This window comes from Polaribacter dokdonensis (assembly GCF_024362345.1).
Taxonomy (GTDB): Bacteria; Bacteroidota; Bacteroidia; order Flavobacteriales; family Flavobacteriaceae; genus Polaribacter; species Polaribacter dokdonensis.
In genome coordinates this window covers 1-12,500 of record NZ_CP101505.1, presented here as the reverse complement: position 1 = coordinate 12,500, position 12,500 = coordinate 1, and the positions used below count along the sequence as shown (strand labels likewise).

General features: G+C 29.4%; 12 protein-coding genes. 5 read left to right on the top strand and 7 right to left on the bottom strand.

The features are described 5' to 3' along the window. Positions 1–117: 117 nt before the first annotated feature. Together LPB302_RS00060 and ligA are read right to left on the bottom strand one after the other, a co-directional pair. Positions 118–813 (bottom strand): DUF4294 domain-containing protein, encoded by a 696-nt coding sequence (locus tag LPB302_RS00060; protein WP_176966485.1) that lies wholly within the window; start codon positions 811–813, stop codon positions 118–120. 64 nt (positions 814–877) lie between these two features. Continuing rightward, positions 878–2,875, bottom strand: a complete 1,998-nt coding sequence (ligA, locus tag LPB302_RS00055; protein ID WP_053972971.1) for an NAD-dependent DNA ligase LigA — start codon at positions 2,873–2,875, stop codon at positions 878–880. Positions 2,876–2,940: 65 nt separating this feature from the next. Here ligA and LPB302_RS00050 point away from each other — a divergent pair, with 65 nt between their 5' ends. Then, complete coding sequence (locus LPB302_RS00050) at positions 2,941–3,603, top strand: hypothetical protein (RefSeq protein WP_053972972.1); 663 nt, start codon at positions 2,941–2,943, stop codon at positions 3,601–3,603. A gap of 62 nt (positions 3,604–3,665) precedes the next feature. Here LPB302_RS00050 and LPB302_RS00045 read toward each other — a convergent pair whose 3' ends face one another. Both LPB302_RS00045 and LPB302_RS00040 read right to left on the bottom strand, forming a co-directional pair. Continuing rightward, positions 3,666–5,108, bottom strand: coding sequence for a glyceraldehyde-3-phosphate dehydrogenase (locus LPB302_RS00045; protein ID WP_053972973.1), 1,443 nt, complete (start codon positions 5,106–5,108; stop codon positions 3,666–3,668). Positions 5,109–5,240: 132 nt separating this feature from the next. After that, on the bottom strand, positions 5,241–6,635 hold the full coding sequence (locus tag LPB302_RS00040; protein ID WP_053972974.1) for a trypsin-like peptidase domain-containing protein: 1,395 nt from the start codon (positions 6,633–6,635) through the stop codon (positions 5,241–5,243). Positions 6,636–6,765: 130 nt separating this feature from the next. Between LPB302_RS00040 and dapF the strand changes: the two genes are divergently transcribed. The 4 genes from dapF to LPB302_RS00020 all read left to right on the top strand — a co-directional run bounded on the left by dapF (position 6,766) and on the right by LPB302_RS00020 (position 9,887). Continuing rightward, positions 6,766–7,536 carry a diaminopimelate epimerase gene (gene dapF / locus LPB302_RS00035; RefSeq protein ID WP_053972975.1) on the top strand — a complete coding sequence of 257 codons (771 nt, stop codon included), beginning with the start codon at positions 6,766–6,768 and terminating at the stop codon, positions 7,534–7,536. Continuing rightward, complete coding sequence (locus LPB302_RS00030; protein ID WP_053972976.1) at positions 7,536–8,060, top strand: GNAT family N-acetyltransferase; 525 nt, start codon at positions 7,536–7,538, stop codon at positions 8,058–8,060. Before dapF ends, LPB302_RS00030 begins: the two co-directional genes overlap by 1 nt. Before the next feature lie 28 nt (positions 8,061–8,088). Continuing rightward, positions 8,089–9,114, top strand: coding sequence for an endolytic transglycosylase MltG (gene mltG / locus LPB302_RS00025; protein WP_053972977.1), 1,026 nt, complete (start codon positions 8,089–8,091; stop codon positions 9,112–9,114). A gap of 191 nt (positions 9,115–9,305) precedes the next feature. Continuing rightward, positions 9,306–9,887, top strand: coding sequence for a hypothetical protein (locus tag LPB302_RS00020; RefSeq protein WP_053972978.1), 582 nt, complete (start codon positions 9,306–9,308; stop codon positions 9,885–9,887). Here the strand turns inward: LPB302_RS00020 and LPB302_RS00015 are convergent, their stop codons facing one another. From LPB302_RS00015 to dnaA, 3 genes are read right to left on the bottom strand one after another with little or no spacing between them, the layout of a single operon-like run. Beyond that, positions 9,888–10,592 carry an SAM-dependent methyltransferase gene (locus LPB302_RS00015; protein ID WP_053972979.1) on the bottom strand — a complete coding sequence of 235 codons (705 nt, stop codon included), beginning with the start codon at positions 10,590–10,592 and terminating at the stop codon, positions 9,888–9,890. Positions 10,593–10,613: 21 nt separating this feature from the next. Continuing rightward, positions 10,614–11,063: a low molecular weight protein-tyrosine-phosphatase gene (locus LPB302_RS00010; RefSeq protein ID WP_053972980.1), complete on the bottom strand. Its 450-nt coding sequence runs from the start codon at positions 11,061–11,063 to the stop codon at positions 10,614–10,616. A 9-nt stretch (positions 11,064–11,072) separates the two neighbouring features. Then, positions 11,073–12,500: a chromosomal replication initiator protein DnaA gene (dnaA, locus tag LPB302_RS00005; RefSeq protein ID WP_053972981.1), complete on the bottom strand. Its 1,428-nt coding sequence runs from the start codon at positions 12,498–12,500 to the stop codon at positions 11,073–11,075.

Genomic DNA, 12,500 nt, shown 5'->3' with positions numbered 1-12,500 from the left:
TTGAAAGTATTGGATTTAATAATAACAATGATGCAATAAGCACATTCCACAAGAAATAGAATACATATTCCATTAAAAATTACTCAAAAGAAAAATTCAGAAGTGGCTAAAAAACTTCTATTTTTTCTTCTTTTTCATTTTAGAGAACATCAATTTATACTTTTCTACATCAATCTGTGCTTTCTTTTTTAAAATAATATCAGAAAAATCGAAAGTAAGTTTTGTTTTTTGAGTTTCTAAGAGACCATCTCTATATGCTCTTTGTAATATATCTTCTATTAAAAAGTCTTCATTTATATTTTCAGGATCATATTCATCCTTTAAAGAAAGTTTAAAAAGGTTAGCAGTTGTATTATACCAAAAAGCTTTCCAACCACTTCTCAAATCCTTAATATTATTAAAAGCAGTTTCTCCTGTTTGACGATGAATCAATTTAATTAAAATACGACCTTCAGTCTTCGTCATCTTTTTTATTTGATCTGTAAATTCACCTTCAATATACTTTTGAACTTGTCTGGTATATTTTCTCTTTTTGCTTTTAGATTCTATTCTACTTAACCTTGCATTTAATGAATCTAATCTTTTAGATGCCAAAATTGCATAAGGATACGCCTTAAAAACTTTTCTTCTAAACCATAAATAATAACGGATATCATCTTTAGACTGAAATTTTTGTTTCGGTAATAACGTAATCTCATTTAATTTGATGATTACACTATCTCCTGGTTTCACAAAAATATAGTCATCAATATTATGAGGAAGACTATCTAACACCTCTTTCTTCTGGGAAAAAGCTGCCAATGAGAAACACATTATATATATGTATAGTATTTTTTTCAAACCTTTAAATAATAATCATTAATTGAGCCAAAGTATTTTAAGCAATTTTATCTATAAACTCTTGTTCTGAAATAATAGCTATACCTAAGGTTTCTGCCTTCGCCAATTTTGAAGGCCCCATATTATCACCAGCAACAATAAAATTTGTTTTTTTAGAAATTGATGAACTTACTTTACCTCCATTATCTTCAATTGCTTTTTTAAGTTCTGTTCTACTCATTTGATGAAAAACTCCAGAAACCACAAATATTTGACCTTGTAACTTATCTGTTTGATTTTTTAAGCTTTCTTCTGAAACAGATAATTGAACACCTGCTTCTTTTAAGCGAGTCACTAATTGTATACTAGTTAAGTTAGATGAAAAATCAATAATGCTTTTTGCAATTCTATCACCAATTTCATCAACAGATATTAGAGTTTCAAAATCTGCAGCCATTAAGTTATCTATAGATTTAAAATGTTTTGCCAACTTTTTAGCTACAGTTTCACCAACAAAACGAATTCCTAAAGCAAATAATACTTTTTCAAACGGAATTTCTTTCGACTTTTTAATTCCATCAATTAAATTCTTGGCAGATTTCTCAGCTATTCTTTCTAAAGGCAAAACTTTCTCTACAGTTAAATCATACAAATCTGCGTAATTCTGAATTAAGCCTTCCTTTCTTAATAAATCTACAGTTTCTCCTCCTAAACCATCAATATCCATAGCTTTTCTAGATATAAAATGCTGAATTCTACCTGTTATTTGAGGAGCACATCCAAATTCATTGGGGCAGTAATGTTTTGCATCACCTTCTGTTCTTATTAATTCTGTTCCACATTCAGGACAATGAGATGCATAAACTGTTGGCTCTGAGCTTTTAGGACGTTTAGAAAAATCTACTCCTACTATTTTAGGAATAATTTCTCCACCTTTCTCTACAAAGACTGTATCATTTACTCTAATGTCTAACTTTTCTATTTGATCTGCATTATGCAAAGAAGCTCTTTTAACAGTTGTACCTGCCAATTGAACTGGCTCTAAATTAGCAACAGGTGTAATTGCACCTGTCCTACCTACTTGATATGTAATTTCATTTAACAATGTAGCTTCTTGCTCTGCTTTAAATTTATAAGCAATAGCCCATCTTGGAGCTTTTGATGTATAGCCCAACTCTTCTTGATGTTGTAAATTGTTTACTTTTATTACAATTCCATCTGTTTCATAAGGCAAATCATGTCTTTTTGCATCCCAAAGGTTTACAAAATCGAAAACTTCATCAATAGAGTTTACCAGTTTTATAGTATCAGGGACTTTAAAACCTACTTTTCTTGCTTGCTCTAAACTTTCAAAATGTGTTTTATATTTTCTTTCTGATGTTACAACCTGGTACAACAAACAGTCTAAAGGTCTTTTTGCGACTTCTGCACTGTCTTGTAATTTTAAACTCCCACTTGCTGTGTTTCTTGGGTTTCTGTATTCTTCTTCTCCATTAGCAACTCTTTCTACATTCATTTTATTAAAACCATCTAAAGGCAAAATAATTTCTCCACGCATTTCGAAATTGCTAACAAAATCTTTTTGAATGCTTAAAGGAATTGATAAAATGGTTTTGATATTATTGGTTACTTCATCACCCTGAAAACCATCACCTCTTGTAACTGCTTTTACAAACTGACCATTTTCATAAGTTAAGTTGATTGATGCTCCATCAAATTTTAATTCGCAAGTGTAAGAAAGTTCTGATGTGCCTAATATTTTCTGAATACGTTTTTCCCAATCTAATAAATCTTCTTTTGAATAAGAATTATCTAAAGAATACATTCTATTCTTATGAACAATAGTGTTGAAGTTTTTAGTAATGGTACCTCCTACTCTTTGTGTTGGAGAATTTGCATCAAAAAAGATAGGGTTTTCTTGTTCTAACTTTTCTAGTTCTTTTAATTTTAAATCAAACTCAAAATCAGAAATAGATGCATTATCTAACACATAATAGTTATAGTTATGTGTATTTAATTCATTTCGTAACTCTATTATCCTTTCTTGAATATTCATATAAATAAAACTTTGTTAACCATTTTTTTAGTGTATATTTCTTTAAATATAAAAATGATAAAGAAATGAAATACGCTATAAAAATACATAAAATTTCTACAGTTGATGACCTAGATAATGCATGGAATTTAGAAGATTACAAAGAACTTTTAGAACGTTTTGAATTACCAAATGTAGAAAGTACTGATTTAAAAGAAGTAAGAGAATTATTGTTTATGGCAATTTCTGATAAAGAGCCAAGTGAAGCAGCAAGAATTGTATTAGATTATAAATTATCTGACAAAATGAATGAGCATCAAATAGATTCTGTTTCTTATGAAATGTTGATTGATAAAATTTCTGAAGAATACCCTAGAATTGAACTTCACAAAACATTATTTATTATTAATCAATTATTATACAAAGCGTTTAATGGTAAGTTTCCTAATGCAAAAGCTACAATTATTGATTTTGAGATTACTCCAAAAATGAATGCAGACAAAGACATTAACAAAGAAATTGTTTTAAAATGTTTTGCTCAAAATTTAGATAGCCACAATGTTATTAAAAGATTGTTTCATAAACAACTTGATGCTGAAGAGGCTTTTGATGAAGCGAATAATATAATTTGGTTTTTGAATAAAATTCATGATAAATTTCAATTAATAACTTCAGATTATTTTATGAGTAGAGAGGAGTTTTTAAATGATGAATTTGACGCTAAAATTTCTGTTTTTGAGGAAGAGTAAAATATTTAAAACAAAAACCCAAAACAATTTGTTTTGGGTTTTTATTATTTCTAAGATTGCTACTAATAGTAAGTAAATCTTCTAACTTTTGCAATGTGTTTAGCCAAACGCATTACTTGATGAGAATATCCATACTCATTGTCATACCATATATAAATAACAATAGAATCTCCATCTGTAATAGTTGCTTTACTATCAAAAATTGATGGAGCTGTAGAACCAATAATGTCTGAAGAAACCAATTCGTTATCTAGAGAATATTTAATCTGTTCTACTAAATCGCCTTCTAAAGCATTTTGTTTTAAAATTGCATTAATAACATCTGTTGTAACAGGTCTTCTTAATTGTAAATTTAAAATTGCTAAAGATCCATTTGGTACTGGAACACGAATTGCATTGGAAGTTAATTTGCCCTCTAAAGCTGGTAATGCTTTTGCTACTGCTTTACCTGCACCAGTTTCTGTAATTACCATATTTAGTGCTGCAGCTCTACCTCTTCTGTATTTAGAGTGCATATTATCTACTAAATTCTGATCATTAGTATAAGCGTGAATCGTTTCTAAATGTCCTTTCTTAATTCCGAAATTGTCTTCTAATACTTTTAAAACAGGTGTTATTGCATTAGTTGTACAAGATGCAGCAGAAAAAATATCTACTTTATCTGGGTCATTTTGTTTATGATTAACTCCATGTACAATATTAGGTATTCCTTTACCAGGTGCTGTTAATAAAACTTTACTAGCACCTTTTGCTTTTAAATGTCTTGCTAAAGCAACATCATCTCTAAAAGCACCAGTATTATCTATAATTAAAGCGTCGTTAATTTTGTACGCTGTATAATCTATATCTTCTGGATTCTTAGCAGAAATCATATGAACAGTAGTACCATTTATAATTAAAGCTTTGTTTTCTAAATCTGTCTGTACAGTTCCTAAAAAATCTCCATGAACAGAGTCTATACTTAATAAAGAGGCTCTTTTATCTAAAACTGCCTGAGTAATTTCTCCACGAGTTACAACAGCTCTTAATCTTAATTGAGAACCTTTACCCATTTTTGTCATTAACTCTCTTGCTAATAATCTACCAATTCTACCAAAACCATACAATACAACATCTTTTGGAGTTATATTTTTGGCTTTAGTTACGTTCTTTAATTGTTTTTTCACAAAGGCAACTTTGTCTTCACAACCTTTTGGGTTTAAATGACATTCGTAAGCCAATTTACCAATATCTAATTTTGATGATGGTAACTCTATTTGTTGTATTGCTTTTGCAATACTTAAAGCATCTTGAATTGTAATTGATTTGTTTACAAATTCTTTTGCATAATCAATTAGGTTTAAAACCTCACTAGCTCTTTTATCTACTAACGGATTTCTAAAAAGTACAAGTTCAATAGATTTATCATACCATAAATCATTCACGATATTAATAAATTCTACAGTAGCTCTTCTAGTTTGTGCTTGTGAAGAAACTTCTTTTTCGTAATCTAAAATTGATGACATAGTTGTGTTGCTATTTTAAAATTTTTGCAAAAGTATTTCTTTTTTTTAAAACACGAAATCGATTTCGTGAAAAGTTTAGTATAAAAAAAATCCTGATGCGAACATCAGGATTTTTAATTTAATTTTTGAATTTTATCTTAATACAATCTTCTCTATTTCTCCTTTTGGGTTTATCAACTCTAAAAATAATGGTGTACCTCTATTTACCTTACTATTTTCTATTTTTCTTGTAGCTTCTGCTGCAGTTGTTACTGGTTTAGAATTCACTTTTGTAATGATATAACCTTCTGTTATTCCATAATAATTTAATGTTCTATTATTATTTTGAATAATCTTAGCCCCTCCTTTAATATCAAACTTCTTTTTTTCTTTAGCAGTTACATCCTTTAAGGAAATATTTAAAGTTCTTGAGTTAAAAGTATCTTTCTTATTTAAGACCACTTTTTTGGTAATCAACTCACCTTCTCTTTCTATAGTAACATCTACATAATCTCCAGGTCTTTTAGCTGTTAACTGACCTTTTAATTCAGAGAATTTAGAAATTTTTACATTGTTTATACTCTTTATAATATCACCTTCTTTAAATTGATTGTTATTAGCACCTTCATCATAATACACCTTTCCAATCTTTACGCCTTCATCTTCATATCTATTATCAATACCAATTCCTAAAATTGCTTCTTGTACTGCTCCAAATTCCAACAAATCATCAACAACCTTTTTAGCAATGTTAGAAGGTACTGCAAAAGAATACCCAATAAAGGAACCAGTTCTAGATGATATTGCAGTATTAATACCAACCAATTCTCCTCTAGTATTTACCAAAGCTCCACCACTATTTCCTGGGTTAACAGCTGCATCAGTTTGTATAAAAGATTCAATATTAACATTACCTTCTAAATCTCTACCTTTTGCACTTACAATACCTGCAGTTACTGTAGATGTTAAATTATAAGGATTACCAACAGCCAAAACCCACTCCCCTATTTTTACATTATCCGAGTTTGTAAATGGTGTGTAAGGCAGGTCTATTTCTGCATCAATTTTTAACAAAGCTATATCATTGGTTGCATCTGCACCTATTAATTCTGCCTCATACTTTTTCTTATTATTTAAAGTGATTTCAATTGCGCTTGCATTATCTATTACGTGATTGTTTGTAACAATGTAACCATCTGCAGAAATTATAACACCACTTCCTGTACCTACCTGTTCAAATTTTCTTGTACCATTTCCTGTACCAAAGAAAATATCTAAAGGACTTTGTTGAGTTCTAATAGATGTATTTTTTACGTGCACTACAGAATTTACTGTCTTTTCTGCTGCAATTGTAAAATCTATAGAAGCTGCATCTGTTGCAGATGCAATTGTATTTAATGCTGAATTATAATTTGCCTGAATTGTTGGCAAAGTTACTTCTTGCGAATTGTTTTGAGCAATTGGCTCATCAAAAAGCATTTTATAACCTCCTAATGTAAGAGCTCCTCCTAAAAATGCCATTCCTAAAAAACTAAAAAATTTCTTCATAAATCTAAATTTTTAATTAAGTAAATATACAATTTTAACATTTTCAAAAAATCTGTTTAACTTGGTTTTAACTGATTTTAACCGTGTTTTAACAGAACTAATTTTGTACGTAAATCATTACCTTTGTTGCATGAATTTACCTTTTTTAAAATATCAAGGAACAGGAAATGATTTTGTTATGGTAGATAACAGAACAAAAATCTTTCCAAAAAAAAATACTGACAAAATTTCACAAATTTGCGACAGACATTTTGGAGTTGGTGCAGATGGAATTATACTTATAGAAGAAGATAAAGAGTATGATTTTAAAATGATTTACTTTAATGCAGATGGTAGTGAAACCTTTTGTGGTAATGGAGCTAGATGTGCTGTGGCTTTTGCTAAACATTTAAAAATGATTACTGACAAAACCACTTTTATTGCAGTTGATGGGCCTCATTTTGCAGAAATAAATAATGATATTATTTCATTACAAATGATAGATGTTGATGAAATTGAGGTTAAAGAAAATGCAGTATTTACATATACTGGTACTCAGCATCATGTAGAATTGGTTGACTCTTTAGATAATTATCCTGTATTTGAAAATGGTAAAAAAATAAGGTATTCTTATACAAACCCTGGAAGTAATGTAAACTTTGCGCAACAAATAAATGAGAATACTTTTAGAGTTAGAACTTATGAAAAAGGGGTTGAGAATGAAACTTTAGCATGTGGAACTGGAGTAACAGCTGTTGCAATTGCCATGCATAAAACCAAGAAAACCAATAGTAATTTAATTTCTTTACCAGTAGAAGGTGGTCTATTAGAAGTATCGTTTTCTGAGGAAAATGGTTCATATAAAAATGTTTTTCTAAAAGGACCAGCTACATTTGTATTTAAGGGAGAAATATCAGTTTAATGAAAACACTAAAAGGAAAATCTGTTTATTTAAGAGCTTTAGAGCCTGAAGATTTGGAGTTTTTATTTCAAATTGAAAACAACGAAAATTTTTGGGAAGTTAGCCATACAAACACTCCTTTCTCTAAATATGTTTTAAAACAATATTTAGAAAATGCGCTTTTAGATATTTTTGAAGCCAAACAACTGCGTTTAATGATTATAGATACTAAAACTCATAAAAATTTAGGTCTAATTGATTTGTTTGATTTTAATCCTAAGCATAAAAGAGCAGGGATTGGCATATTAATAGACCCAGAATTTCAAAACAAAGGCTTTGCAAGTGAATCTTTAGAGTTACTTATTAAGTATACTTTTTCTCATTTGGAATTGCATCAACTTTATGCTAACATTACAAGTGACAATGCAAAAAGTATTAAACTTTTTGAAAGCAAAAATTTTACTAAAGTTGGTGTAAAAAAAGATTGGATTTCATCTCAAGGAAATTTTAAAGATGAAATTTTATACCAATTGATAAATGATTAGTTTTGCTAAAATTTAAGATTACTACAATTTGAAAAAGAAAATAGCCATTATAGCAGCAATTACTTTTATAGGTATAGCTGTAGTTGTATTTACTTACTATCAAAACATTTTTGGTGAAGCCATAAATAAAGAAACTGTTCTTTTTGTTCATGAAACTGATAACTTAACTGATCTAGACAAGAAAATTGCTCCTATTTCAAATAGACCAAATTACTTTTTATGGGTTGCCTCAAAAAAAAGTTTTACCAAAGTAAAACCTGGTAGATACGTATTAAAGAAAGGCATGTCTAATAATGATGTAGTGAATATGCTAAGAATTGGCAATCAAACTGCAGTTAGTGTGTCTTTTAATAATCAAGATACTTTAGAAAAGTTTGCTGGAAGAATTGCAGAACAAATTGCTACAGATTCAATTGCTATTTTAAATTCCTTTAGAAATGAAAAATTTTTAAAGGAGAATAATCTAACTGAAAAGTCTGCTCTACAAATTTGTATACCTAATAGTTATCAATTCTATTGGACAGTTTCTGCTGATCAATTTAGAGATAAGTTATTAAATGAATACAAAAGATTTTGGAGTAAGAACAGGCTAGCAAAAGCTAAAGCTTTAAATATGACTCAATCTGAAGTAATTACCCTAGCTTCTATTGTTCAAAAAGAAACTGCAAAGAAAATAGAAAAACCAATTGTAGCTGGTTTATATTTAAATCGATTAAGAGATGGTTGGCCTTTACAAGCAGATCCTACTGTTATATATGCTATTAAAGAAGTTAAAGGACAGGATTTTGTTGTAAAACGTGTTTTAAATGTTGATTTAGAAATTAACTCACCTTACAACACTTATAAATATAGAGGCTTACCTCCTACTTTAATTAGTATGCCAGACATTTCGTCTATAGATGGTGTTTTGAACTATAAAGATCATAATTACTATTATATGTGCGTTGATATAGACAACTTTGGTTATCATAAATTCGCAAATAGCTTGGCTCAACACAATAGAAATGCAAGAGAATATCAAGCCTGGCTTAATAAAAATGGTGTAAATAGATAAGTATTTATCAAATCGACTTAAATATTTATGTTTTATTAGAGTATTCTTAAAAGCAAACGATATAGTTGCTACGAAATCTTAATAAAAATACCTTTAAACGTCATTATACACAATTTCGACGAAATTAATCTATTGATTATCAGTGTTTTCAAAATTAATCTTAAATTTGCACCCGTAAAACAAAGATTATTATGATCAAAAAGTTTTTATTTTTAATAGGGATTGCTTTAATACTAACAGCAGCTACTGAAGTAACCAAAAAGAAATCTCCTGTAAAAGCAGACACAAATCCTGTTTACGTAGACTACAACATTCCTTATTTACAAAAAAACTTTGTAGCTTTTAAAGAAGCAGTAGCTTTTAAAGAATCTCAAGGTAAATATAGAGTCATTAACACTTTAGGTTATTTAGGCAAATATCAATTTGGTAGAACTACTCTAGAACGCTTTAGAATATATGATACAAAAGCTTTTTTAAACAATCCTGAGCAACAAGAAAAAGCATTTATTGCTTTGTGTAGCGTAAATAAATGGATTCTTAGAAAAGATATTGAACGTTCTGTAGGAAAAACGATTAACGGAATTAAAATTACAGAATCTGGAATTTTAGCGTCAGCGCATTTAAGTGGTGCTGGAAACGTAAAAAAGTTTTTAAGAAGTAATGGAACTGTACGTTTTAAAGATGCTTATGGAGCAACCATACAGATGTATATGAAAAAGTTCTCTGATTACGATGTAAGTGTTATAAAAGCTGATAGAAAAGCAAAAGTATAATTACTTCTGAATTATAAATATTGCTGGCTTCTTGTGTAAATCTGGTTGTTGATGTTTCCAATCTTTTATAGATAGTGTTTTAATATATTCACTAGGCAAAGTAATATCTGCAGCAATACATAAAGCTGTACTAGGTGATAAAATAGCTTTTAAATCTGCTAGCATTTTTTCATTCCTGTAAGGTGTTTCAATAAAAATTTGAGCTTGATTTTTATCCAAAGAAAGTCTTTCTAAATCTTTAATAGCCCTTTTACGTTCTCCTTTATCAATAGGCAAATAACCATTAAAAGCAAAGTTCTGTCCATTCATACCAGAACTCATCATTGCCATTAATATAGAGCTAGGTCCAACTAATGGCACAACTTGAATACCTTTTTCATGTGCCAATTTTACAATACTTGCACCTGGATCTGCTATAGCTGGTACACCTGCTTCAGATAACAAACCTACATTAAAACCTTGAGCACAAACATCTAAATATGTCTGTGTTTCCTCTTCTACAGCATATTTATCTAAAAGCTTTATAGTTAAATTTGGTTGCGGTTTTTTGGGTGTGATTTTTTTGATAAAACGTCTTGCAGATTTTTCATTTTCTACAATATAGTAATCTATTTGCTCTACTACCTTTTTAACAGATAGTGGCATCACCTCTAAAGGTTCAGTTTCTCCTAGAGTAGTTGGTATTAAATAGAGTTTACCAATCATAGTAAATAAAATTTTGATTAATTATAATTTTGATGCTATTGTAGCACAAGCCTCATCTAACATTTGAAATACATTTTCAAAGCCATCATTTCCTCCATAATAAGGATCTGGAACTGATAAATTTCTTGCTGGTGAAGACTCATTTAAAATCAAATGAACTTTATCCTCATCTTCATTATTTCTAGCAAGACTTAAAATTTTTTGATAATTACTTTCATCCATAGCATAAATAAAGTCAAATTTATCAAAATCTTCAACAACAAATTTTCTTGCTCTTTGGTTCGTAATATCTATATCATATTTTTTAGCAACTGCTATTGAGCGTTCATCTGGTAAATTACCAACATGATAAGCTGCAGTTCCTGCAGAGTCTACAAAAATATCTTTTGAATTAATTTTAGATTGCAAAATACCTTCTGCTAATGGTGAACGACAAATATTCCCCAAGCAAACCATAAGTACTTTAGTCATGATAATGATTTAGAAGGTTAACTTCTTAGTAAGATCGTCTACGTATTTTTTGAACTGTTTATCTGTTTCTGTAAGATTATCTACAGTTTTACAAGCGTGTAAAACAGTTGCATGATCTCTTTGCCCTATTTGATTACCAATACTAGCCAATGAAGTTTTGGTTAATCTCTTAGCAAAAAACATAGCTAATTGACGTGCTTGAACAATATGACGTTTTCTTGTCTTAGATTGTAAAGTAGCTACATCCATATCAAAATACTTAGAAACTTCTTTCTGAATATAATCTATAGAAACTTCTTTCTTGGTGTTCTTTACAAACTTATCTACAATCTGTTTTGCTAGCTCTATAGAAAATTCTCTTCTGTTAAACGAAGCTTGTGCAATCATAGAAATAATAACACCTTCTAGTTCTCTAACATTAGATTTTATATTCTTAGCAATGTATTCAATAATTTCTTCTTGCATTTCTACACCATCTCTAAACAATTTGTTTTGAAGGATAGAAATTCTAGTTTCATAATCTGGTGCCTGTAATTCTGCTGACAATCCCCATTTAAAACGAGACAACAAACGTTGTTCTATATCCTGCATATCTACAGGAGCTTTATCTGAAGTTAAAATAACCTGCTTACCATTTTGATGTAAGTGATTAAAAATATGGAAGAATACATCTTGGGTACCTGCTTTACCAGACAAGAATTGAACATCATCTATGATTAAAACATCAATCATTTGATAGAAATGAATAAAATCATTTCTAGTATTCGATTTTACAGAATCTATAAATTGTTGCGTAAATTTTTCTGAAGAAATATATAAAACAGTTTTATCTGGATATTTATCTTTAATATCTACACCAATTGCATGAGATAAATGCGTTTTACCTAAACCAACTCCACCATAAATTAATAATGGATTAAATGATGTACCTCCAGGTTTATTGGCAACAGCCATACCTGCAGAACGTGCTAATCTATTAGAATCACCTTCTACAAAATTCGCAAAACTGTAATTAGGATTTAATTGAGATTCAATTTTAACTTTTTGTAAACCAGGTATAATAAAAGGGTTTCTTAATTCTCTTTTACTAGAATCTAAAGGTACAGTAACTTTCTGTGGTTTTAAAGGATCTCTATTAGAACTAGGAATCTTTACTATTTGAGGTCTATTACTGCTGTAATTGTTCTCCATTTTAACATCGTAAATCAATTTGGCATCATTTCCTAATTGTCTTACTAAGGCAACACGCAATAATTTAATGTAGTGTTCTTCTAACCATTCATAAAAAAACTTACTAGGTACTTGAATTGTTAATGCTTCTCCAGAAAGTTTAACCGGTTTTATAGGTTCAAACCATGTTTTGTAGGCTTGTGGCTTAATATTATCTTTTATAAAAGATAAACAGTCTGTCCAAACGGATTCAGCAGTATAATTCAT

Excerpts from the sequence above, each read along its gene's own strand:
- dapF (WP_053972975.1), top strand. The coding sequence starts at position 6,766 with ATGAATTTACCTTTTTTAAAATATCAAGGAACAGGAAATGATTTTGTT.
- LPB302_RS00050 (WP_053972972.1), top strand. The coding sequence starts at position 2,941 with ATGAAATACGCTATAAAAATACATAAAATTTCTACAGTTGATGACCTA.
- ligA (WP_053972971.1), bottom strand. The coding sequence starts at position 2,875 with ATGAATATTCAAGAAAGGATAATAGAGTTACGAAATGAATTAAATACA.
- dnaA (WP_053972981.1), bottom strand. The coding sequence starts at position 12,500 with ATGAATTATACTGCTGAATCCGTTTGGACAGACTGTTTATCTTTTATA.
- LPB302_RS00020 (WP_053972978.1), top strand. The coding sequence starts at position 9,306 with ATGATCAAAAAGTTTTTATTTTTAATAGGGATTGCTTTAATACTAACA.
- LPB302_RS00030 (WP_053972976.1), top strand. The coding sequence starts at position 7,536 with ATGAAAACACTAAAAGGAAAATCTGTTTATTTAAGAGCTTTAGAGCCT.
- LPB302_RS00045 (WP_053972973.1), bottom strand. The coding sequence starts at position 5,108 with ATGTCATCAATTTTAGATTACGAAAAAGAAGTTTCTTCACAAGCACAA.
- LPB302_RS00010 (WP_053972980.1), bottom strand. The coding sequence starts at position 11,063 with ATGACTAAAGTACTTATGGTTTGCTTGGGGAATATTTGTCGTTCACCA.
- LPB302_RS00040 (WP_053972974.1), bottom strand. The coding sequence starts at position 6,635 with ATGAAGAAATTTTTTAGTTTTTTAGGAATGGCATTTTTAGGAGGAGCT.
- LPB302_RS00015 (WP_053972979.1), bottom strand. The coding sequence starts at position 10,592 with ATGATTGGTAAACTCTATTTAATACCAACTACTCTAGGAGAAACTGAA.
- LPB302_RS00060 (WP_176966485.1), bottom strand. The coding sequence starts at position 813 with ATGTGTTTCTCATTGGCAGCTTTTTCCCAGAAGAAAGAGGTGTTAGAT.